Source organism: Mycobacterium sp. E3339 (genome assembly GCF_001666915.1).
GTDB lineage: Bacteria > Actinomycetota > Actinomycetes > Mycobacteriales > Mycobacteriaceae > Mycobacterium.
In genome coordinates this window covers 19,157-39,876 of the sequence record NZ_LZIZ01000224.1, presented here as the reverse complement: position 1 = coordinate 39,876, position 20,720 = coordinate 19,157, and the positions used below count along the sequence as shown (strand labels likewise).

The following is a 20,720-nucleotide window of genomic DNA, read 5'->3' as shown; positions in this document are numbered from 1 at the left end:
TTGAGCATCCGGGCGCTCCCCTGGGCCAGGCGCGCCATGCAGGTTGCGCAGGAACCGGTTTCGCACGACGACGGTGCGGCCAAACCCGCCATGCGGGCGGTCTGCAGCAAGGTGTCGCCCGCACTGTAGGGCACCGTCGTGGTGCGCCGGTCCAGCTCTATGGTCACTTTCTCGGTCACGACCCCGTCGCTGTCGCGCGACCCCGCCCCGGTGGTCGCAGTGGGCTCTGACATCCCCCTGACAATATCAACTACTTGCGATCATTATCAAGTACTAGATATTCGCTCTTCAGTTGTCGACGTGATCGTTGAAAAGCTCATGGCCGGTGCCCTTTTCGACCACGCGGCCCAACAGCTCCCGCAGAATCTGCTGCTCCTGCACGGTGAGGACACCGAAAACCCTCTCGTGAGCGGCGATGGCATCGTTGACGACCGTCCCCGCGACGTTGCGGCCCTCCTGCGTCAGGTAGGCCTGCAGGATGCGGCCGTGCTGGGGGTCGCGCTTTCTTTCCACCAGGCCGCGGCGCTCCAGGGCGGTCAGCGCGAGCTGAACGCCCTGCGGGCTGATCAACAGGCGTCGCGCGAGTTCGGCGCCGGAAAGGCCGGGCTCGTTGGCGAGTTGGCGCAGCACGCCGATCTGGGCGGTGCTGACCCCGTGCACCCGCATCGAGTCGTTGATCGTGGTCAGCGAGTAGTAGAAGGCCTGCTTGAGCAACCACAAGATGTTATCGGTGAGTTCCATCGCCGCCTCCCTGCTTGAAGATTTCGCCGCCCTTCATGACGAACGACACCTCGAGCGTGGTGTCGATGTCCTGCGAGGGATCGCCGGGCACGGCGATGATGTCGGCGAGGTACCCGGGCGCCAGCCGGCCCAGCTCGTCGTCGGCGTCGATGAGCTCCGCGGCCACCACGGTGGCGGCCCGGATCGCCTGCATCGGCGTCATCCCCCGCTGCACCAGCGCCCCAAGCTCCTTGGCGTTGTGGCCGTGCGGAATCGCCGGCGCGTCGGTTCCGCACGCGATGCGCACCCCGGCGGCAATCGCCTTCGGCAGCATGGCCTTTGCCCGGGGGAACACCTCTTCGGCCTTCTTGCGCAGCTCCGGTGCGATGCGGTCGACGGCCATCGCCTCGGTCAGATAGGTGGTCGAGACCAGGAAGGTGCCGTGATCGACCATCATCTGGATCGTCTCGTCGCTGGCCAGGAATCCGTGTTCGACGCAGTCGATCCCGGCCCGGATGCACGCCCGGATCGCGGCGTCACCGACGGCGTGCGCGGCCACCCGCACCCCGGCCCGGTGGGCTTCGTCGGCGATCGCGGCGAACTCGGCGTCGGAGTATTGCTGGGCGCCGGGGGCCGTGCTGTGCGACATCACGCCGCCGGAGGCCGACACCTTGATCAGCTTCGCGCCGTGCCGAATCTGGTAACGCACACAGGCGATCACGTCCGGGACACCGTTGGCGATGCCCTCGGCCACTGACAGCGGCATGATGCCGGGCGCGAGGCGCTGGAACGCCGTCGGATCCAGGTGCCCGCCGTACGGCGTCACGGCGTGGCCGGCGGGATAGATCCGCGGCCCCGCGTGCCAGCCCTGGTCGATGGCGCGCTGCAGCGCCACGTCGAGCAGGTAGCCACCGGTCTTGACCATCAGCCCAAGGTTGCGCACGGTGGTGAAGCCCGCGTCCAGCGTGGTGCGCGCATTGACCGCGCCACGCAAGGTGCGGTAGGCCGGGTCGTCCTGGACGCCGTGCATCGGCGACGGCAAACCCTCGGGTCCACCGGGACCGCCGATCAGCAGGTTGAGTTCCATATCCATCAGCCCCGGCAGCAGCGTCACGTCGCCCAGGTCGATGACGGTGGCCGAATCCGGCACTGCACCTTCGGGATTGACGGCGGCGATGCGCTCGCCATCCACGACCACCACCGCCGGCGAGCGCACCAGGCCGTCGACCACGTCGGCCCACCGCGCCGCCCGCAAGACGGTGGTCATGGAACGGGCTCGGACACGCAATCCAGGGTGGACGCACCGGAGTCGGGCACCCGCGGCTGCTTCCAGCACTCCACCGGAAACGACACCATGATCATCGAATACAGCAAGTGCATGAGATTGAGCACGTCGTCGGGCAGGTCGTCCAAGGAGAACTTGTCGCAGTACGCCAGGGCCTCTTCCGCCCGCGGCGTGATGGCGTCGTAGAAGGCCTTCATCTCCGTCATGGTGCTCGCCAACCTCTTGGCGTAGCGCTCCGGCTCGGAACCCAGACACCAGTCCGTGAACGCCTCCAGGTCGGCGAATTCGCTTGGCAGCATGGGCGACATCGCGCTCACACTCCCGCCGGCAAGGTGCGGCGATACTGGTCGATCCACGCCGCGGTCTCCTTGTGCAGGTGTCGCAGCAGGATCTCCTGGTCGTTGAGCACGAACTCCTCGACCACCCGCGACTCGATCATGCTCTGCGTCGCCTCGAGGGTGTTGGCGTCCTGCAACCCGTATTCCTTGAACGAGACCGCCGCCAGTTCCTGGGCGACGCGCTCACGCGGGGTGCGCGGCTGAGGGAAGTACAGCGTTCCCTCGAAGATGTGCGAATTGTAGGAGGTGGGCCAGTAGTGGTAGGTCAGATACCAGCCCTGGCCCCAGAACAAGATCACGAAGTTGGGGAACAGCTGGAACGAGTCCAGGCCCCACGGATCACATTTCGCGGGGTTCAGCCCGGCGGGCATCGCCCCGAGCTCCGGTTTGTCCCACGGACCGAACAGCCCGCTCTGGCAGATGTCCTCGATCGGCTTGCGCATCTCCGCCGACATCTCCCACGCGCGCACGCCCGACGTGCTGACCAACCGGTGCGGGCCGTCCAACCGGTAATGAGGGGCCTCAAAACCCGCCTCGGCGGCCGCTTTTGAGTACGCCGTGGGTGACTGGTTCGCGTGCAGCACCGGCGCGTGATAGAACTCCTGGAACGCGTCCATGTAGAGCTTCCAGTTAGCCTTGACCTCCGAGCGGTAGTACCAGCGCGAGGTCATCTTGTCGAACGGATAGCCCTCCAGCGCGGTGACCATCGGCCCGAGGAATTCGCGCAACGACTGTTCGGGCTTCTTGGCGAAGTTGACGAAGACGAAGCCTTCCCACACCTCGCAGTGCACCGGCACCAACCCGTAGCGACTCTTGTCGAGGTCGAAGAACTCCCCCTCCTGCTGCACGAACGTCAGATTGCCGTCCAGGTCATACCGCCAGGCGTGGTACTTGCAGGTGAATTGCCGGCACACACCGCTGGTCTCCTCCAGCGGCATGTCGTTCCACACCAGCTTGTTGCCGCGGTGGCGACACACGTTGTGGTACGCCTTGATCTCCCCGGACTTGGTGCGCACCACGATGATCGAGGTGTTGACGGCTTTGAGCTCTTTGGTGAAGTAACTGCCGGTACGCGAAAGTTGTTCAACGCGGCCAACATTGAGCCAGGCGCGCTTGAAGATGGCTTCGCGCTCCAACTCGTGGATCCCCGGGCTGATGGAATCCTCATACGAGACCGGTCCGGTTCCCAGCTCGGGGTAATGCTGCGTCCAGCTGCCCTCCGGCGGCTTGGGGAATCGAGCCATGATCGCTCCTATCCGAATAGCCACGCGGCCACCGGTTTCAGTGATTCGGTGGGACCCCGTCGGGGCCGACGGTATATGCTCGACCGCGTAATCGCAAGTAGTTGATATTGCCGACGGGAGTCCTCGATGGAGCATGGCCTTGGGTTGCGGATCGCCAACGGCGGCCTGGTGCGGGCGCACGCCGACGCATTCCAGGTCATCTCCCCGCACACCGAGCAACCCATCGCCGAAGTGGCCGCCGCCGGACCGGCCGACGTCGACGCGGCGGTCACCGCCGCCCGCTCGGCGGTCGAGGGGCCCTGGGGCCGGACGGAGCCGGCCGAACGGATCGCGGCAATCCGGCGCCTCACCGAGATCTACGATCAACGGCGCGCCGAGATGGCCGGCGTCATCACCGCCGAGATCGGCGCCCCCATCACCTTTTCCCAGCGCGCGCAGGTCGGCCTGCCCGCGATGATGATGCGAGCGTTCTGCGACCTGGCCGAGCGGCACGCCTGGAAGGAGACCCGCCGGGGCTTCTTCGGCGCCGACGTGCACGTGCACAAGCAACCCGTTGGCGTCGTCGCCGCGATCGTGCCGTGGAACATGCCCCAATTCCTCATCGTCACCAAACTGGTTCCCGCGCTGCTCGCCGGCTGCGCGGTTGTGCTCAAGCCCGCGCCCGAATCACCCTTGAACGCTTTGCTTTTGGCGGAGATGCTGGAAGAACTCGACCTGCCCCCGGGCGTGGTCAGCGTGCTGCCCGGCGACAGCGCGGTGGGTCAGCTCCTGGTGTCCCACCGCGGCGTGGACAAGGTGTCGTTCACGGGGTCGACGGCGGCGGGCCGGGCGGTGGCTGCCGCCTGCGCGACCAACCTCACCAAGGTCAGTCTCGAACTCGGCGGCAAGTCGGCCGCCGTCATCCTCGACGACGCCGCACCCGAGGCGGTCGCGGCCGGCGTGCGGTCGGCCAGCCTGTCGAACAGCGGCCAGATCTGCAACGCCCTGACCCGCGTGCTGGTCCCCGGCCATCGGGAGGACGAGTACGTCGACGCGCTCGCCGCCGAGATGACCGCCCTGCGGGTGGGCGATCCCAACGATGCCGGCACGCAGCTGGGGCCGCTGGTCTCGCGCCGGCAACAGAAACGCGTCCGCGATTACATCCGGGTCGGCCAGGACGAGGGCGCCCGCCTCGTCATCGGCGGGACCGAGATGCCCGACGGGCTGGACCGGGGCTGGTACGTCAAACCCGCCCTGTTCGCCTCCGCCGAGAACACGATGCGCATCGCCCGCGAGGAGATCTTCGGGCCGGTGATCACCGTCATCCCGTATCGCGACGAGGACGACGCGGTCGCGATCGCCAACGACTCCGAGTACGGCCTGGCCGGATCGGTGTGGAGCGCCGACACGGACCGCGCCTTGTCGATCGCGGCGCGGGTGCGCAGCGGCACCCTCGGCGTCAACCAGGGCTACACCATGGATCCGTTCGCCCCCTTCGGCGGCGTCAAGGGCAGCGGTTACGGACGAGAACTGGGCCCCGAGGGCATCGACAGCTACCTGGAAACCAAATCCATCGCGGTCTTGCCCTGACAACCGCCCCCGCCCGCCTCATCAACAAAGACAACTGCCAGCAGATCCTCGGAATTTTCTGCCCGAAGGCAATGGGCGCGCACCGGCGGACAGGCGCGGTAACCTCATTCTCATAGCGCGAGCACCGCGCCGAGGAAGGGGACGAAGCGCTCATGGCCGACCTTGGCGACGACGTCGAAGTGACGCGGGGCGACCGCTTCATCCGAACGGCGGTCGAGATCCTGGGCGAGACCGGACGCACCGACTTCACGGTGCAGGAGGTCGTGGCCCGGTCCAAGACCTCGCTGCGCGCCTTCTATCAGCATTTCAGCAGCAAGGACGAATTGCTGCTGGCGTTGTTCGACCGGACCATCGCGCACTCCGTCCAGGCCTGGCGCGCCGAGACCGAGGGCCTGGACAGCACCGCCGCGCTCAAGCTGGTGATCGACCGCATCAGCCAGCAACCGGAATCCAGCACCCAAGACAGCCTCAACCGGGCGCTGACCCTCTACAACCAGCACTTGGCCGAGACGCGCCCCCGCGATTACGCACGGGTGCTCTCGCCCCTGCATCGACTGATCCGCGACATCGTGGGGCAGGGCATCACCGAGGGGGTGTTCAACCCGGGGCTGGACGTCGCCGCGGCGGCCGCCATTGTCATGCAGACCGTGATGGGCGCGCAGCGATTGCATTGGCTGGGCGCCGAATTGAACGGGGCCCCGGTCGACGTCGGGCACCTTTACGAATTCTGCAGTCGCGCCCTGGGCATCCGGGACTCTGACGAGGAGTCGAGCCCGCCGTCGCTGTCGGAGCTGTTCGCCCAGATCGGCATGCGGCCGGGCACCCGCGAAGGCGAATTCGCGATGACGATGCCGGTCAGCCCGGCCGTCGTCAACACCTCCGGCGCCTTGCAGGGCGGCCTGATCGCGACGCTCGTCGACGTCGCCGCCGGGCAGTTCGGCCTGGACTACCTGGCGCCCGGCACCACGATGACGACGGCGGACCTCTTCGTTCGTTACCTGCGCCCGATCCGGCAGGGCTCGGCCTTCGCGGTGCCCCGGATGCTGCGCTCCGGGCGGCGGGCGATGGTGATGCAGGTGGACATCTACGGCGGTGACGACGAGCTCCTCGCGACCGCGACCGTGAACTTCGCCGTGATCAACGGGAAGACGCCGGAGCTGCCCAACTGGCCGGGCGCCTAGCCCCGCGCGTCACGCCAGCGTGACAACCGAGGCGGCTGGCAGCGCTACACGCGACGTCACATGAGTGGTAACGTCATTACCACTTACCGAGAATTCGAAACTTCCGCCAAGGAGATCGCCATGCCGTCCCGCGAACTTTCCTTCCCCGTATTCGACGCGGACAACCACATGTACGAGCCGCAGGAGGCGCTGACCAAGTTCCTGCCCGAGAACCGCAAGCGCGTCATCGACTACGTCGAGGTCCGCGGCCGCACCAAGATCGTGGTCCGCGGCCACATCAGCGAGTACATCCCGAACCCCACGTTCGAGGTGGTGGCGCGCCCCGGGGCGCAGGAGGACTACTTCCGCAACGGCGCGCAGGGCAAGAGCTATCGCGAGATCCTCGGGGAGCCGATGAAGGCCATCCCAGCCTTCCGCGAACCCGGCGCGCGGCTCGAGGTCATGGACGAGCTGGGCATCGACTACGCCCTGATGTTCCCGACGCTGGCCAGCCTGGTCGAGGAGCGCATGAAGGACGACCCGGAGATGACCCACGACGTCATCCACGCGCTGAACCAGTGGATGTACGAGCAGTGGTCGTTCAACTACCAAGACCGCATCTTCGCCACGCCGGTGATCACCCTGCCGATCGTCGAGCGGGCGCTCGAAGAACTCGAATGGGTTCTCGAGCGCGGCGCCCGCACCGTCCTCGTGCGCCCGGCGCCGGTGCCCGGTTACAAGGGCAGCCGGTCGTTCGGCCTCGAAGAGTTCGACCCGTTCTGGCAGGCCTGCATCAAGGCCGAGCTTCCCGTCTCGATGCACGCCTCGGACAGCGGCTATTCCGAATTCGCCAACGTGTGGGAGCCCGGCGACGAGTTCCTGCCGTTCAAGCCGACCCCGTTCCGCAGCCTGGTGATGGGCCACCGGCCGATCATCGACGCGATGGGTGCGCTGGTGTGCCACGGCGCGCTGTCGCGCAACCCGGAGCTGCGGATCCTGTCGATCGAGAACGGTGCCGACTGGGTGCCGGATCTGTTCAAGGGCCTCAAGGGCGTCTACAAGAAGATGCCGCAGGCGTTCAGCGAGGACCCCATCGAGGCCTTCAAGCGCTGCGTCTACATCACCCCGTTCTGGGAGGACCGGTTCGCCGAGATCGTCAAGATGGTCGGCACCGACCGGGTCCTCTTCGGATCCGACTGGCCGCATCCCGAAGGCCTCAAGGACCCGATCTCCTTCGTCGACGAGCTCACCGACTTCGAGCAGGAAGACGTCGCGAAGATCATGGGGGGCAACCTGATGAAGCTGATGAAGGTCTCTGCGGATTCGAAGAAGCCGGTTTCAGCCTGATCGGTCGTCGGTGCCGAAGACCGACACCACGCCTTTCGTCTCGAATAACGCAAGCCTCACATCGGCGGTTGTCTGATGACCGTGCTGACGTAAGATCGCGTCCATGTCGTCGTGAGTCAGCCTGCATCGCAACAGGTTTCGTTCATCGAGTTGGCCATCGCGGATGAGCACCCGCACCGGCGGATCAACGAGTCTGTGCACCCATGGTATGAACCGCAGGCGAGCGACGATGTCGTGGGCGGCGATCAGCGTGAGCAACGCGGCCGCTCCGGTCAGCCACGAGGTGCCCGCTGCCGTCGCGGTGCGGCCGACGATCGCGCCCACCGCGACCGCGGTAATCCAGTCGAAGGGCGTGAATTCCGCGATCGTGCGCCGCAGCGTCAGCCGGAAAGCCGCAGCGGCGGTGAGAAACAGCGCCAGCGCCTTGATCGCCGCGTACAGCGCCGGCCGCCAGCCGTTGAACAGTTCCATCAAGAGGCCGTGCATCTACATCACCCGATTCCCCTTTCGGCGCTGCCGAATCTGTCGATATTTCGACAATAGTTCTCACTGGCAACTGTTTTTGATGCACTTGATGTTCCGGCGGCGCGGACGCGGGTACTCCCCGGAGCAACAGACGCTTAAGTGGGCAAGAAGTGGAGCCGCATGAGCATGGCGCCGCAGAGTCGCGCGTATGTCAACATCGACGACGACATCGCGTTCATCGGTGAGCAACTCGAAAGACTTAAAGAACTCGCCGAGCACAAGGAAGCCGCCGACATCTTCGGCGACGAAGACATCTACGACCTCAGCGTCCGCTGGGGCACGGCGCTCGCTGGACGCCTCCCCCGCATGGCGCATTACAGTTCTATGGGCCGGCTCGCCGAGGCCGACGAGCGCCGCTTCCGGGTGTTGTGTGACGACGTGCGTGCGGCATTGCCCCTGATCGAGAGATTCAAGTTGGCTCGGCCCACCTTCGCGGGTTCGCAGGATGACCGCGCCGGCAGTCGGCGGCGTGCGAAGGCGAGGCGTCTACTGCGCAACTAGCCCGGTCACGCGATCGAAGAGCGGAGTGCCTTGGCGCGAGCCTGTTGCTCGTCGGAGAGAAAGTCGTTGCCGGACAACCTGATCGCGGTCCTGGGCTTGGGGCATTCGGGGTTGCAGCAGGTGAGCGCCACCATGTAGGCGTCTGCGTCCTCGTCCAGAAACAGAAAGCCCATGATCATCGCATCGCCGACCGTAAAGTCGGTGGCGTCGCAGGCCTCGCAATGTCCGCCTTTAACCGCGATCTGCTCCAGCACACGCTCCCGCGCCGCCCGATCCAAAGGGATTAGCTCGGGCCGCGTCCCGACGTTTTCATAAGTGCCCCAGGTCATCTCATATCTCCACGTCTTTGTCGTAGAAGACGTGGTCCTCGCGCCAGCCTCCCAGGCCGAGCCCAATGCCGGAGTAGTCCTCGACGAACTCAATCTGGTTGATCCACTTCGTCATCTTGAAGCCCACCTGGGTCTCAACCCGCAGTCGCAATGGCGCGCCGTGCTTGATCGGCAAGGGCGTCCCGTTCATTTCGTAGGCCAGCAGCGTCTGCGGCTTGTGAGCAAATTCCATATCAATGACTTCGTAGAACTGGCCTCCGCCCTCTGAAGCGGGTTCATCGGTGCTGTTGTCTTGCATGCTGAGGAAGCAGATGTACTTGGCTTGCGGCAGGGGCCGGACCAGCTCAACGAGTCGACCTAGGTGCAGCCCCTTCCATTCGGCAATGCTGGTCCAGCCCTGAACGCAGTTGTGCATGACGCGCTGCGTCTCCGGCTCGGCGAGCGATCGCAGCGCGGCCAGGTCCAGAGTCACCGGGTTTTCGACGAGGCCGCCCACCCGCAGGCGCCAGTCGACGAAGTTATGGACGGCCATCACCTTGAAGTCGACGCTCGTCGGGGGCTTGCCGTTTACCCGGTGCTGCGGGGAGATCTTGCCCGGCGGGTAGTTCTGTCGGGAGTTGAGCGGCCGCAGCAACAGGCGCCGAGCGGCTGTGGTCACCGCACCTAGCACGCGCTGCGCCGATCGAGGACTGCGAAGGCTCCACTTGGTAGCCGCGATGTGGATGGCGACGATCGCTCCGATGATCACGAAAGACAGCGCCGTAGCCCAATTGATGTTGCGAACCGAGCCGAAGATCATCGACGCCGTCAGTTGACCCCAGCCCCAGAAGAAGATCATCGACAGATGAATCACGATGAAGACGACGAAGGCCAGCAACCCCAGGAAATGCAGGCTTCGGGCCCATTGCCGACCGCCCCACATCCGCACGTACCACGGGAAGCGCGCCTCGATCGCCGGGGATTGCGCGGCGCCCGTCAAGATCTGGAATGGCGCGAGGACGAAGACGACGCCGGCGTAGGTCAGTTTCTGAATGGCGTCCAGGGGCTCACCGGGCAGCAGTGGCGGCAGGTTGAACGAGAGGTACGTGACGATGTCATTGGCGGCCTCGGGAAAAATCGACCACGAATACGGCCAGTAACGGTGCCACTGCCCGGTCGCGAAAAGCAGTACGTAATACGACAACCCGAGCAGAATCCAGCAGATCACCGTGAAGAAGTGCCAGTGGCGGCCCATCCCCAATTTCTTGTGACCGGGCAGCGCGACCAGGGAGCTGTATGACTCTTCCTCGTCGAGGGTGTCGTACAGGCGGTCGCGCGGCATGACCTTGCGGGTGAAGCGCGCCCATTCGCTGCCGGGTTTGCTGTCGTCGTGCCAGTACAACTTGGGGTGGGTGGCGAGGATCTCGATGCCGCTGCGGATGATCAGCGTGACGAACAGGACGTTGAGCCAATGGTCCACTCGCAGCCACGCCGGGTAGTCGAGCGTCGTCATGCCTGGGCTCTCCTCAGTCGTACCACTGTTGGCGTTGCGGGTAGGCCACGTTGATGCCGGACAGCACCGTCGTGTGCACCGCGATGAAGCCGGCGGCGCACGCAAGCGCCAACGTCCCCGGCGCCAGGTCCCAGCGGCCCGTCAACGCCTCCAGCCCCGGCAGGCGGAACCACCGGCTGACCAGGTAGATGGCGAGGAAGGCAAGGCAGGTCAGGCTGCCGAGGTACCAGCCCGCCTGCGGCACTTGCGGTTTGAGGGCGAACGCCATCGCGGCGGCGGCCGTCAGGCAACAGATCGCCAGCAGCGCCGCGTAGACGGCGAAGTACCCGGGCGTCCCGGGTTCCGTGGCGAAGACGTAGGCGTGCACCGCCAGCAGACCCACCAGCAGCGAAGCGCCCAACGCGGTCACCGTTCGCGGCAGGTTGAACGCGACCCAGCCATCCAGGGTGAGCACCGGTGAGGACCAGATGCTTCGCCACAGCGAGATCAACCGCCCTGGGACGACATTGACCATGGCCGCGTGATACCCGCGCTGAGTAATTACAAACGGTCCTGGCTTAATTGCCGCGCCCGGGCTGACCTCGGTGTAGCCACACGCCACGCGAGGAAAATTGATGCGCCGAGCACGAGTCCGCCGTTGATACGCTTGATGCCTGTGCCTGGCGAGTGCTCAGCGTTTTTGACCAGCTTGCGGGACTCGGTCCGAGGAAGGGTCCGTAGGAGGGACGGTCAATGGCCGCCGAGAGGAACTGGGACAAGACCGTGGGTACGGCCGACGACGTCCGCCGCATCTTCGAGAACGTCCCCGCGCTGTTGGTTGGCCTCGACGGGCCCGACCACCGATTCGTCGCGGTCAACGCCGCCTACCGGGCCCTGAGTCCCCCGGTCGACAGCATCGGGCTCCTGGTGCGCGAGGTCTATCCGGAGCTGGAGAGCCAGCAAATCCTGCAGATGTTCGACCGGGTGTATCAAACAGGCGAACCCCAGTCGGGCACCGAGTGGCGGGTGCAGGCCGACTTCGAGGGCTCGGGGACCGCACAGGAACACTTCTTCGACTTCATCGTCACCGCGCGCCGCGCCGACGACGGCTCGATCGAGGGGGTGCAACTCGCCTTCGTCGACGTCACCGACCGGGTGCGGGCGCGGCTGGCCGCCGAGTCCCGCATGGAGGAGTTGTCCGAGCGGTACCGCAATGTCCGTGATTCGGCGACCGTCATGCAGCAGGCGTTGCTGGCGCCGTCCGTGCCCGTGGTTCCCGGCGCCGACGTCGCGGCCGAGTACCTGGTCGCCGCGCAGGACACCGCCGCCGGTGGCGACTGGTTCGACGCGATACCCCTCGGGGATCGACTGGTTCTCGTCGTCGGCGACGTCGTCGGCCACGGCGTCGAAGCCGCCGCGGTGATGTCGCAATTGCGCACCGCGCTGCGGATGCAGATCTTGGCCGGCTATCCGATCGCCGAGGCGCTGGCGGCGGTCGACCGCTTCCACGAACATGTTCCGGGCTCGAGGTCCGCCACGATGTGCGCGGGATCGCTCGACTTCACCACGGGCGAGTTCCAATACTGCACCGCCGGACACCCACCGCCGCTGCTCGTTGCGGCGGACGCCGAATCGCGCTATCTCGAGCCGTCCGGTGCCGGCCCGCTGGGCAGCGGCACAGGTTTTCCGGTGCGCACGGAAATCCTGGGCGTCGGTGACGCCGTCATGCTCTACACCGACGGCTTGATCGAACGCCCGGGCCGGCCGCTGATGGCCAGCACCGCCGAATTCGCCGAATTGGCGGGCAACATCGCGGGCGGCCAGGGCGGTTTCGTGATCGACTCCTCGCGGCGGCGCATCGACCGAATCTGTTCGGAGACTTTGGAATTGCTGCTGCGCCCGACCGGCTACAACGACGACATCACACTGCTTGCCGCGCAACGGCGGACGCCGCCGCCACCGCTGCAGATGACGGTGGACGCGACGATTCAGGCCGCCCGCGCGGTCCGCGGCCGCCTGCGTCAATGGCTCTCCGACATCGGCGCCTCCCCCGACGACATTTCCGACATCGTGCACGCGGTCTCGGAATTCGTCGAGAACGCGGTCGAACACGGTTACGGCGCAGAGGTTTCCGACGGGATCGTCCTCGATGCATCGCTGTCCGGCGACGGCAACCTGTATGCGTCGGTCATCGACCACGGGCAGTGGAAGGATCACCGTGAAGGCGAGCAGGGCCGCGGACGCGGCCTTGCCATGGCCGAAGCCCTGGTGTCGAGCGCGCACGTCAGCCATGGGCCAGGGGGGACGACCGCCAGCTTGACGCACCGCCTGTCGCGGCCGGCCAATTTCGTCACCGACACGCTGGTCAGTCACGCGGATCGCCGGCGGTCGATCAACTCCGAATTTGCCTGTGCGGTCACCGAACCCGGCCGCATCGTCGTCAGCGGCGACGTCGATTCCGGCACGGCCTCCACCCTGGATCGAAAGATCGCGGTCGAAAGCCGTTCCGGCGTCGCGCCGTTGACGATCGATCTCGGCGGCGTGACCCATCTCGGCTCGGCCGGGGTCAGCGCGCTGGCCGCCGCCCGCGACCGGGCACAACGACAGGGCAGCGAGTACGTGCTGGTGGCCCCGCCGGGGACCCCGGCGCATCATGTGCTGTCGCTGGTCCAGATCCCGGTCGCCGGCGGGCTCGCCGAGAACCTCGTCGCGGAGGGCTAGGGGCGGCCCCGCCGCGGGCCGTGCTTCACCTGTTTGAACGGCACGCCGCGGTCGGCCGCGAATTCCCGGGGGAAGCCCAGCACCCGCTCACCGATGACGTTGCGCGCCATCTCCGTGGTCCCGCCACCCATCGCGACGGTCTGGCGGGACAGGTAGCGCAGCCCGGTTTCCAGGCCCTCGCCCGGTTCGCCGACAACGCCGGCGCTACCGGCGATCGCCATGGCGGTGTCAACATTCACGAACACGGTCTCGGCGTGGAACAGCCGGATGAGCGTGCCGCCGGCCGGCGGTAGCGCGCCGTCTCGGACGCTGCGGTACACGTGGCCGATCAACTGCTCGGCCACCGCGCGCTGCACCAATGCGCGGCCGGCCAGCTGCTCCACGCGTTCGTTACCGGCCTGGCCCGCCTTCTCGATAAGGCTCACGTAGTCAACGGGAATCGTGTTGCCGCCCTCGCTGCCGCTGCCGCTGGCGAACTCGGATCCCTGCCCCACCGCCCGGCGCTCGTGATACAGCTGCCGTGACGCCACCGCCCAGCCGCCGTCGACCTCCCCGACGACGGCGTCGTCGCCGACGTCCACCCCGTCGAGGAACTCCTCGCAGAACTCGGTGGAACCGCTCAGCATCGTGATGCGGCGCAACGTGATTCCCGGGTGGGCGATCGGAACCAGGAACATCGTCAAGCCCTCGTGCTTGGGCACGTCCCAATTGGTGCGGGCCAGGCACAGCGCGTAGTCGGCGGCGAACGCGCTGGTGCTCCAGGTCTTGGCCCCGTTGAGTATCCAGCGGTCGCCCTGACGTTCGGCTCGGGTGAGGACGCCGGCCAGGTCGGAACCACCGCTGGGCTCAGACAACAACTGCACCAGCACCTCGTCACCGCGCAGCGCCGCGGCGATGTGGCGCTTCTTTTGCTCCTCGCTGCCGGTGTCGAGCAGGGTGGCGCAGCAGATGGTGAAAGTGGGGGTGTTGAGGATCAGCGGCATCTCGTAGGTCAGCGATTCCGCGTCGAAGGCCTTCTGATACTCGTAGTCCAGCCCGAGCCCGCCGTACTCGCGGGGGAAGCAGATGCCGGCGAATCCGCCTTCGTACAACCGCTTTTGGAGCTCTCGGGCCCGCAGCCAGGATCGTTCGTCGTCACGCGGGGCCGGCGGGGGCGACTCGGGGTCGACGGGCGGCATGTTGTCGGCCAGCCAGGCCCTGGCCCGGGCCGCGAACTCGGCAACGGATTCGGTGGGGGTCATCGGTTCTGCCGACCCGCCTTCTCGTGTTCGTACACGCGCAGGTTGTGCTCCTCCGGCGTCCCGAACATGGAGCGGTACAACGTAACCCGGCGCAGGTAGAGGTGCAGGTCGTGTTCCCAGGTGACGCCGATGCCCCCGTGCATCTGCACGCAGGCCTGCACGATCTGGCCGGCCATCTCGCCCACGTAGGACTTGGCGATGCTGGCCGACAGGCCGGCACCGGGCGCGTGGGCGGCGACGTCGGCGACCGCCGCGGCCGTGGTGGCGCGGCATGCCTCCAGCCACAGCTTCATGTCGGCGAACTTGTGCTTGAGGGCCTGATAGGACGCCAGCGGCCGCCCGAACGTGTGGCGGTCCAGGGCCCACTGGACGGTCAGGTCGAACACCGTCTGCAGAACGCCGACCACCTCGGCACACTGCAGGATCTGGGCGATTTGGCTCTGGCGCTCGATCAGCGCGGAGGTCTCGGCGGCCGTGCCGACGGCCGCCGATCGCTGCACCACCGCACCGTCGAAACGGACCCGGGCGTACTGCTTGACCAAATCGACCGACTGCTGCGGCTCGATCGTCACGCCCGCCGCATCCGTGGGAACCAGGAACTGGCGGAGCTCGTCGCCGCAGCGCGCCACCACGAGTAGCACCGCGCTCTGCGCGCCCGCCTCGACCCGGTCCTTGGTGCCGTCGATCCGGTAGCCCGAATCGGTCGGGGTGGCCGTCACCGACGGATTCAGCGGCGCCCAGCCCTGGCCCGGCTCCGAGACCGCCCACGACGCCACCGCTTCACCGGACATCAGCGCCTCGACGGTGGCCGCGTGCGGCTCGCGGTCTGAGCATTCGACGAGCGCGGACAGCACCACGCTGACGGGATACAACGGCCCGGGGGCCACCGTCTTGCCGAGCTGCTCGGCGACCATGGCCAGGTCCACCACGCCGCTGTCGGAGACGCTGCCGCCGCCCAACTCCTCGGGCACCAACAGGCCCGTCCAACCGAGCTCCGCGGCGCGCCGCCACCAGGCCGGGTCGAACGACACCCCGGCGGCGTGCAACTCCCGCACCCGGCGCAGCGGCGCTTCCTTCTCCAGAAAGGCTTGGGTCGTGGAGGTGAACAGCGTCTTTTCGGGAGAGTCGACTGTGGTCATGCTGCCTCTCGGGGAGAGTTCACCGGCGTTTTCGATGGTAGCAACGGGCACTACGGTAAGAGATACCGGAGTTGCGTCGATAGCGAAGCTCGCCGCTACATGGCGAACACGCGGCGCAGCGAACGCGCGTGCAGGGCCCGGTTCTCCTGAGAAACAACCCAATCCGGGACCACCGAGTCGAACCCGTTGAATGCCGCTGCGATGACGTGCAATTCGGTGTGCACATACGCGTGCAACAGTCTGTTCGCGTAGTCGATGGCTTCGTCGCGGCACGGGTCGATCTCCGCGCAGCTGATGAAGGTGGGTGGCAGGCCCTCGAGGTTCGCCCGGTGCGCGGGAACGTGTTGACCGCTGGCGCTGGCGTGCCCGAGGTAATGACCCCACGCCCGGCTCACCGCCGGCCCGTTGAGGCCCGGTGTGCGCTGGAACTCGCGCCGCGATTGGGTGGCGTCGGAGTCGAGCATCGGCTGATGCAGGATCTGCACCAGGATCTGCGGGCCCTCGTCGTCGAACATGCGCTGACTCAGGCCCGCGACCAGCGCCGCACCCGCGTCGCGGCCCATCACCGCGATCCGGTTCACGTCCACGTTCAGCTCGGCGCAATTGCGGATGGCGTAGTAAAAGCCGGCCTCGACGTCGTCCAGGGCCGCCGGGCACGGGTGCTCCGGCGCGAGCCGGTAGTCGACCGAGATCAGCAGGCAACCCGCTGCCCTGGCCAGCTCCACGCAGCGCGCGTGGTCGGTGTCCAGGTTCCCGGTCACAAAGCCACCGCCGTGCGCGTACAAGACCAGGGGCGAACCCGACGCGGCCCCATCAACGTCGGGACCCCGGTAGATGCGCAGACTCAGCTGGTGTCCACCCGGTCCGGTGATGGTGCGCGTTTCGACCGAGACGCCGGCGGTGTCGACCTCCGCGGCGCGCTCGGCGGCGAGCCGGTTGGCGTGTTCCCGTTCGGCGGGCAGGGTCTCGGCGCGGAATTCGGCGACGCCCAGCGCGGCGGCGGCCTCCCGGAGCACGGGGTCGATGCGGGTAAGGCCCTGCGGCCGCGTCAGATTCGTTTGTGTCATACCCTCTCATCTTCCGGGCTGGTCATGCGTGCTCGGCCGGTCGCGGCGCGGGCCGCGCACGAGACCCTCTTCAAGGTAGACCTGCGATTGCGCGCCGCAAATGACGCGGTGCTCGTTGCCGGGGTGGTAACCAAGCTCAGCGTTCTCCGGGGAGCGCCTTGACCGTCGGCGGAAGCCCGTAGAGAGCGGTCGCGTTGCCGCGCATGATCCGCTCGCGCTGGTCGGCCGGGAATCGGTTGATCGCGTAGTCCGGCGAGTCGTAGCTCCAATGCGGGTAGTCCGTCGAAAACATCAGGTTGTCGCCCAGGTCCATCATTTCCAGGTATTGCCGAAACTGCACGGTGTCCGTGTCTTCCAGCGGCTGGGTGGTGAACCGGACGTGTTCGCGCACGTACTCCGACGGGCGGCGCCGCACGTTCGGCAGGTCGCCGCGGCGGGCCTCCCAAATCCGGTCCATCCTCGACATCACCGGCATCGCCCACGTGAAGCCGCCCTCGACGAACACGATCCGCAGGTCGGGGTGGCGGTCGAATGCGCCGTCGAACACCAGGCTCATCAGGTGCGAGACGTAAAGCAGCGGCCAGGCGGCGAAGAAGTCGTGCCAGTGCGCCGGGTTGCCGACCGGGTACAGCGGGATCAGCTCGAACGGCGTCTGCCCCATCAGGTGCGTGGCCACCGGGAAACCGTTGCGCGACGCGGCTTCATAGAGCGGGTCGAAATGCGGGTTGCCAAAAGGGATTCCGCGGGTCTGCGGCGTCATCAGGACCTGCGCCATGTACGGATGCCCCGCCCAGCGCTCAACCTCGCGCGCCGCCTGCTCGGGCGTCTGCGCGCTGACGCTGATCGATCCGCGCCAGCGGCCGTGCGCGTTGTTGGTGTCGAGCCACACGTCGGCAAGCCAATCGTTGTAGGCCGACTTCAGCGCGTGTTCGGCTTGGGGCAGTTGGGCGTCACACATCGGCTCGAGCGTCGCGATGCTGACGCCGGCGTCGATCAGCAACTGCTTGGCGGCGAAGTCCGGGTCGCTGCCCGCGACCCCGCCGTTGGGCGGCCACGCGTCCATACGCAGCGACGACGTCTTGTACGAATCCGGTGTGTCGTAGAAATGCGGCACCGGGGTGACCGCGTTGCCGGTCGGCCAGATCTTGTCCACCCATTCGGGCGCCGCGTACGACTTGAGCACGTCGGTCGAGACGGGCAAGGGGTGCACGTCGGTGTCGACGATGCTGACCGCTATCTCGTCGTGTTGGCCCGTCGGTGAATCGACTCTTTCGATCGTGGTCATCGGACACGCTCCTTCAGTCCGTACAGCTCGCTGGCGTTTCGCCACAACACCTTGTCGCGCTGAGTGGCGTCGAGGCCCTCGGCGGCGCCCTCCGGGGTTGAGGTGGACCAATGGGGATACGCCGACCCGAACATCAGCAGGTCGGTCTTGTCGGTGAAGTCCATCCAGCGCCGCACGTCGGCGGCATCCGTCGGCCCGTCGAACGCCGAGGAGCAGAACCTGACGTGGTCGGGCAGGTATTCGCTCGGGTAGCGGTCGACCCAGGGCGTCTGATCGCGCATCGACACCCAGAAGGTGTCCAGCCGCCAGATGAACGGGGTGAGGATGTCGTATCCGCCGTCCGCGAAGACGAATTTGAGGCCGGGGTGCCTGCCGAACACGCCCTCGATGATCAGGGTGGCCAGGTGCACGAAGTAATTCAGCGGCATGAACGCCGCGTATCCCGGATAGGTGTGGGCATGCCCGGCGAAGGTGGGCGGGTAGTCGACGCCGTTGCCGCCGTTGATGTGCACCGCCACCGGCAGCCCGTGCGCGGCGGCGGCCTCCCAGATCGGCTCGAACATCGGTTTGCCATACGGCTCCCGTGACTGCATCGGGACGCCGACCTGCACCAGCTTCGGGTGGGCGGCCAGCCGCTCGATCTCCGCGACGGCGCCCCTGGGGTCTTCCGGATTGACGCGGATAGTGCCCCGGAACCGATCGGCGGCGTCGGGCTCGAGCCAGCGGTCGAGCAGCCAGTCGTTGACCGCCGCGCAGATCCGGCTGTTGAGCAGGTAGTCGGCGATGTTCCCGCGGGTCAGCGGGTTGAGGATGGCGTAGTCGACACCGGCGTCGTCGAAGAGGTGCCGGCCGACGGTCTCGGGGTCCGATCCCGGGTAGTGCTCGCCGTAGAGGTCCTGCCGATAGTCGCCGCCCGGCGCGGAGTACCACTGTTGTTCGACGTCGGGGATCGCCCGCAGCTGGTGCGCGGCGGGCAGGTAACGCCGGATCTCGGCGTTGGAGCGGAAGTGCGGTTGCACGTTTGCATCAATGATCATGCGGTGAGGTACACCTCCCCGTCGGTGACGTCGACGCGGTAGGTGCGGATGCGCCGCGTCGGATCGGCCAGGTTTTGCCCGGTGGTGATGTCGAATTCCCAGTTGTGCCAAGGGCATCGGACGATCTGCCCGTCGCGGACGCGCCGCAGCCCACCGGGTTCGTCCGGGTCGAACTCGTTGGTGCCGCCGAGCAGGCCGAGGCAAAGCGGGGCGCCCTCGTGCGAGCAGTAATTCACGATCGCATAGAACTCGCCGCGCACGTTGTACACGCCGACGCCGAACTTCCCGACGTCGACGAGCTTCATTCCGCCAGGCGGCAGCTCGTCCTGTGCGCACACAAATCGCCGCTCCGGCATTTGCATCACCGCCTCCGACGCCACGCAGCATCAATACTGTGCCCGTTACGGTAACCACGACAAGCCCGTTGGGCTTAGTTGCTATCTATACTATGATAGCGATATTCCCCGCGTACGATCCGCTCAGCGGCTGTTCAGGAGGAGCGCTGATGACGCTCAGCACCGACCCCGCCAACCAGCCCGTCACCCTCGACTTCACCGGCGAAACCAGCCCCTATCCGTTCTTCGAATACATGCGGCGCACGGACCCGGTTTGGCACGGCGCGCTGGCGGACCACTCGCAGATGCCCGAAGAGATGCGGCCGAAGGACGAGTGGGTGCTGTTCGGTTACGACCCGTTGTTCCAGGCGTTCCGCGACGACCGGATCTTCAGCTCACACAAATACGACGACACCATCGGGTTGGTGATGGGCCACACCATCCTGGCGATGGGCGGCCGGGAACACCACGACCACCGCAACCTGGTGGCCAAGGCCTTCCGCGCCACCGCGCTGGAACGCTGGGAGCCCTCGGTCATCGGACCGGTGTGCGACCGACTCGTCGACGAGATCAAGAACGACGGGCACGCGGACCTGGTCAAGGCGGTGACGTTCGAGTTCCCCACCCGCATCATCTCCACGCTGCTCGGCCTGCCGCCCGAGGACCTCGACTTCTTCCGGCGGTTGTCCCTGGACCTCATCTCCATCCCGACCGACATCGTCGCCGGGCTGAACGCGGCGGCGGAGTTGCACGGCTACTTCCTCGGCCAGGTCGAGCAGCGGCGGCGCAAACTCACCGATGACATCATCGGCGACCTGGTGGCGGCGGAGATCGACGGCGAAAAGCTCTCCGACGAGGCCATCATCGCGTTTTTGCGGCTGCTGCTGCCCGCCGGACTGGAAACCACCTACCGATCGTCGGGCAACCTGCTGTACCTGCTGCTGACCCATCCCGAGCAGCTGGCGCAGGTCTATCACGACCGCTCGCTGATACCGATGGCGATCGAGGAGGGGCTGCGCTTCGAAACCCCGCTGACGATGGTCATGCGAACCACCACCCAGGAGGTCGAAATCGGCGGCAAGACAATCCCACCCGACGCGCAGATCGACATGTGCATGGGCTCGGCCAATCGCGACGAGAGCCGCTGGACCAACGCCAACGCCTTCGACATCCACCGGCCGCGCCAGGCGCACATCGCGTTCGCCGGCGGCATCCACATGTGCCTCGGCATGCATCTGGCCCGCCTCGAGACCCGGGTCATGCTGAACAGCCTGTTCGACCGCGTCAAGGATCTGGCCTTCGTGACCGACGACGGAACCGGCCAGGAGTCCAAGATCGTGGGGCTGACCTTCCGTTCCCCCAACAAGCTTCCGGTCACGTTCGCCCCGGCCGCATAGGGAAGCCGC

At 66.7% G+C, this 20,720-nt stretch carries 20 protein-coding genes and 1 pseudogene; 6 read left to right on the top strand and 15 right to left on the bottom strand.

The genetic code is table 11. From position 1 onward, the window contains the following. From A5702_RS21440 to A5702_RS21420, 5 genes and pseudogenes are all read right to left on the bottom strand, one after another. Positions 1–182, bottom strand: a pseudogene (locus A5702_RS21440) (2Fe-2S iron-sulfur cluster-binding protein); the annotation flags it as partial. Positions 183–288: 106 nt separating this feature from the next. Beyond that, a complete protein-coding gene (locus A5702_RS21435; protein WP_068223555.1) occupies positions 289–741 on the bottom strand; it encodes a MarR family winged helix-turn-helix transcriptional regulator in 453 nt (150 codons plus the stop codon). Continuing rightward, complete coding sequence (locus A5702_RS21430; RefSeq protein ID WP_068223552.1) at positions 725–1,987, bottom strand: amidohydrolase family protein; 1,263 nt, start codon at positions 1,985–1,987, stop codon at positions 725–727. Before A5702_RS21430 ends, A5702_RS21435 begins: the two co-directional genes overlap by 17 nt. Continuing rightward, positions 1,984–2,322 carry a hypothetical protein gene (locus A5702_RS21425; protein WP_197281196.1) on the bottom strand — a complete coding sequence of 113 codons (339 nt, stop codon included), beginning with the start codon at positions 2,320–2,322 and terminating at the stop codon, positions 1,984–1,986. The genes A5702_RS21430 and A5702_RS21425 overlap by 4 nt, the downstream gene beginning before the upstream one ends. Next, positions 2,319–3,587, bottom strand: coding sequence for an aromatic ring-hydroxylating dioxygenase subunit alpha (locus A5702_RS21420; RefSeq protein WP_068223549.1), 1,269 nt, complete (start codon positions 3,585–3,587; stop codon positions 2,319–2,321). Before A5702_RS21420 ends, A5702_RS21425 begins: the two co-directional genes overlap by 4 nt. Before the next feature lie 126 nt (positions 3,588–3,713). Here A5702_RS21420 and A5702_RS21415 point away from each other — a divergent pair, with 126 nt between their 5' ends. The 3 genes from A5702_RS21415 (at position 3,714) to A5702_RS21405 (ending at position 7,663) form a co-directional block, all read left to right on the top strand. Then, positions 3,714–5,156, top strand: coding sequence for an aldehyde dehydrogenase (locus A5702_RS21415; RefSeq protein WP_082956154.1), 1,443 nt, complete (start codon positions 3,714–3,716; stop codon positions 5,154–5,156). A 152-nt stretch (positions 5,157–5,308) separates the two neighbouring features. Beyond that, the gene (locus A5702_RS21410; RefSeq protein WP_068223546.1) at positions 5,309–6,337 is read left to right on the top strand and encodes a hotdog fold thioesterase; all 1,029 of its coding nucleotides are present in this window, start codon (positions 5,309–5,311) and stop codon (positions 6,335–6,337) included. Positions 6,338–6,457: 120 nt separating this feature from the next. Then, positions 6,458–7,663: an amidohydrolase family protein gene (locus A5702_RS21405; protein ID WP_055402470.1), complete on the top strand. Its 1,206-nt coding sequence runs from the start codon at positions 6,458–6,460 to the stop codon at positions 7,661–7,663. On the opposite strand, the gene A5702_RS21400 is transcribed toward A5702_RS21405, so the two are convergent. Further along, positions 7,655–8,134, bottom strand: a complete 480-nt coding sequence (locus tag A5702_RS21400) for a DUF421 domain-containing protein (protein ID WP_231633798.1) — start codon at positions 8,132–8,134, stop codon at positions 7,655–7,657. The two genes, A5702_RS21405 and A5702_RS21400, sit on opposite strands and share 9 nt — an antisense overlap. Before the next feature lie 174 nt (positions 8,135–8,308). Here A5702_RS21400 and A5702_RS21395 point away from each other — a divergent pair, with 174 nt between their 5' ends. Continuing rightward, entirely contained in the window at positions 8,309–8,689 is a 381-nt protein-coding gene (locus tag A5702_RS21395; protein ID WP_156669701.1) for a hypothetical protein, read from the top strand. Positions 8,690–8,694: 5 nt separating this feature from the next. Here A5702_RS21395 and A5702_RS21390 read toward each other — a convergent pair whose 3' ends face one another. The 3 genes from A5702_RS21390 to A5702_RS21380 are packed head-to-tail and all read right to left on the bottom strand — an operon-like array spanning position 8,695 to position 11,024. Continuing rightward, positions 8,695–9,018 (bottom strand): hypothetical protein, encoded by a 324-nt coding sequence (locus tag A5702_RS21390; protein WP_055402466.1) that lies wholly within the window; start codon positions 9,016–9,018, stop codon positions 8,695–8,697. A 1-nt stretch (position 9,019) separates the two neighbouring features. Further along, the gene (locus tag A5702_RS21385) at positions 9,020–10,510 is read right to left on the bottom strand and encodes a molybdopterin-dependent oxidoreductase (protein ID WP_055402464.1); all 1,491 of its coding nucleotides are present in this window, start codon (positions 10,508–10,510) and stop codon (positions 9,020–9,022) included. 13 nt (positions 10,511–10,523) lie between these two features. After that, the gene (locus A5702_RS21380) at positions 10,524–11,024 is read right to left on the bottom strand and encodes an oxidoreductase (RefSeq protein WP_068223543.1); all 501 of its coding nucleotides are present in this window, start codon (positions 11,022–11,024) and stop codon (positions 10,524–10,526) included. Positions 11,025–11,242: 218 nt separating this feature from the next. Between A5702_RS21380 and A5702_RS21375 the strand changes: the two genes are divergently transcribed. Beyond that, the gene (locus A5702_RS21375) at positions 11,243–13,210 is read left to right on the top strand and encodes a SpoIIE family protein phosphatase (RefSeq protein WP_068223540.1); all 1,968 of its coding nucleotides are present in this window, start codon (positions 11,243–11,245) and stop codon (positions 13,208–13,210) included. Here the strand turns inward: A5702_RS21375 and A5702_RS21370 are convergent. The 6 genes from A5702_RS21370 to A5702_RS21345 all read right to left on the bottom strand — a co-directional run bounded on the left by A5702_RS21370 (position 13,207) and on the right by A5702_RS21345 (position 19,335). Further along, on the bottom strand, positions 13,207–14,451 hold the full coding sequence (locus tag A5702_RS21370; protein WP_068223536.1) for an acyl-CoA dehydrogenase family protein: 1,245 nt from the start codon (positions 14,449–14,451) through the stop codon (positions 13,207–13,209). The two genes, A5702_RS21375 and A5702_RS21370, sit on opposite strands and share 4 nt — an antisense overlap. Continuing rightward, positions 14,448–15,590, bottom strand: coding sequence for an acyl-CoA dehydrogenase family protein (locus tag A5702_RS21365; RefSeq protein ID WP_068223533.1), 1,143 nt, complete (start codon positions 15,588–15,590; stop codon positions 14,448–14,450). Before A5702_RS21365 ends, A5702_RS21370 begins: the two co-directional genes overlap by 4 nt. 95 nt (positions 15,591–15,685) lie before the next feature. Continuing rightward, on the bottom strand, positions 15,686–16,657 hold the full coding sequence (locus A5702_RS21360) for an alpha/beta hydrolase (RefSeq protein ID WP_068223530.1): 972 nt from the start codon (positions 16,655–16,657) through the stop codon (positions 15,686–15,688). A gap of 136 nt (positions 16,658–16,793) precedes the next feature. Further along, a complete protein-coding gene (locus A5702_RS21355) occupies positions 16,794–17,942 on the bottom strand; it encodes an amidohydrolase family protein (RefSeq protein ID WP_067819594.1) in 1,149 nt (382 codons plus the stop codon). Beyond that, positions 17,939–18,979: an amidohydrolase family protein gene (locus A5702_RS21350; RefSeq protein ID WP_068223527.1), complete on the bottom strand. Its 1,041-nt coding sequence runs from the start codon at positions 18,977–18,979 to the stop codon at positions 17,939–17,941. Before A5702_RS21350 ends, A5702_RS21355 begins: the two co-directional genes overlap by 4 nt. Beyond that, the gene (locus A5702_RS21345; RefSeq protein WP_055402515.1) at positions 18,976–19,335 is read right to left on the bottom strand and encodes a Rieske (2Fe-2S) protein; all 360 of its coding nucleotides are present in this window, start codon (positions 19,333–19,335) and stop codon (positions 18,976–18,978) included. Before A5702_RS21345 ends, A5702_RS21350 begins: the two co-directional genes overlap by 4 nt. Positions 19,336–19,484: 149 nt before the next feature. Here A5702_RS21345 and A5702_RS21340 point away from each other — a divergent pair, with 149 nt between their 5' ends. Next, positions 19,485–20,711 carry a cytochrome P450 gene (locus tag A5702_RS21340; protein ID WP_068223524.1) on the top strand — a complete coding sequence of 409 codons (1,227 nt, stop codon included), beginning with the start codon at positions 19,485–19,487 and terminating at the stop codon, positions 20,709–20,711. The last annotated feature ends 9 nt before the right edge of the window (positions 20,712–20,720 follow it).

Coding starts and splice junctions, on each gene's coding strand:
- A5702_RS21435 (WP_068223555.1), bottom strand. CDS start 741: ATGGAACTCACCGATAACATCTTGTGGTTGCTCAAGCAGGCCTTCTAC.
- A5702_RS21430 (WP_068223552.1), bottom strand. CDS start 1,987: ATGACCACCGTCTTGCGGGCGGCGCGGTGGGCCGACGTGGTCGACGGC.
- A5702_RS21420 (WP_068223549.1), bottom strand. CDS start 3,587: ATGGCTCGATTCCCCAAGCCGCCGGAGGGCAGCTGGACGCAGCATTAC.
- A5702_RS21415 (WP_082956154.1), top strand. CDS start 3,714: ATGGAGCATGGCCTTGGGTTGCGGATCGCCAACGGCGGCCTGGTGCGG.
- A5702_RS21410 (WP_068223546.1), top strand. CDS start 5,309: ATGGCCGACCTTGGCGACGACGTCGAAGTGACGCGGGGCGACCGCTTC.
- A5702_RS21405 (WP_055402470.1), top strand. CDS start 6,458: ATGCCGTCCCGCGAACTTTCCTTCCCCGTATTCGACGCGGACAACCAC.
- A5702_RS21400 (WP_231633798.1), bottom strand. CDS start 8,134: ATGGAACTGTTCAACGGCTGGCGGCCGGCGCTGTACGCGGCGATCAAG.
- A5702_RS21395 (WP_156669701.1), top strand. CDS start 8,309: ATGAGCATGGCGCCGCAGAGTCGCGCGTATGTCAACATCGACGACGAC.
- A5702_RS21390 (WP_055402466.1), bottom strand. CDS start 9,018: ATGACCTGGGGCACTTATGAAAACGTCGGGACGCGGCCCGAGCTAATC.
- A5702_RS21385 (WP_055402464.1), bottom strand. CDS start 10,510: ATGACGACGCTCGACTACCCGGCGTGGCTGCGAGTGGACCATTGGCTC.
- A5702_RS21380 (WP_068223543.1), bottom strand. CDS start 11,024: ATGGTCAATGTCGTCCCAGGGCGGTTGATCTCGCTGTGGCGAAGCATC.
- A5702_RS21375 (WP_068223540.1), top strand. CDS start 11,243: ATGGCCGCCGAGAGGAACTGGGACAAGACCGTGGGTACGGCCGACGAC.
- A5702_RS21370 (WP_068223536.1), bottom strand. CDS start 14,451: ATGACCCCCACCGAATCCGTTGCCGAGTTCGCGGCCCGGGCCAGGGCC.
- A5702_RS21365 (WP_068223533.1), bottom strand. CDS start 15,590: ATGACCACAGTCGACTCTCCCGAAAAGACGCTGTTCACCTCCACGACC.
- A5702_RS21360 (WP_068223530.1), bottom strand. CDS start 16,657: ATGACACAAACGAATCTGACGCGGCCGCAGGGCCTTACCCGCATCGAC.
- A5702_RS21355 (WP_067819594.1), bottom strand. CDS start 17,942: ATGACCACGATCGAAAGAGTCGATTCACCGACGGGCCAACACGACGAG.
- A5702_RS21350 (WP_068223527.1), bottom strand. CDS start 18,979: ATGATCATTGATGCAAACGTGCAACCGCACTTCCGCTCCAACGCCGAG.
- A5702_RS21345 (WP_055402515.1), bottom strand. CDS start 19,335: ATGCCGGAGCGGCGATTTGTGTGCGCACAGGACGAGCTGCCGCCTGGC.
- A5702_RS21340 (WP_068223524.1), top strand. CDS start 19,485: ATGACGCTCAGCACCGACCCCGCCAACCAGCCCGTCACCCTCGACTTC.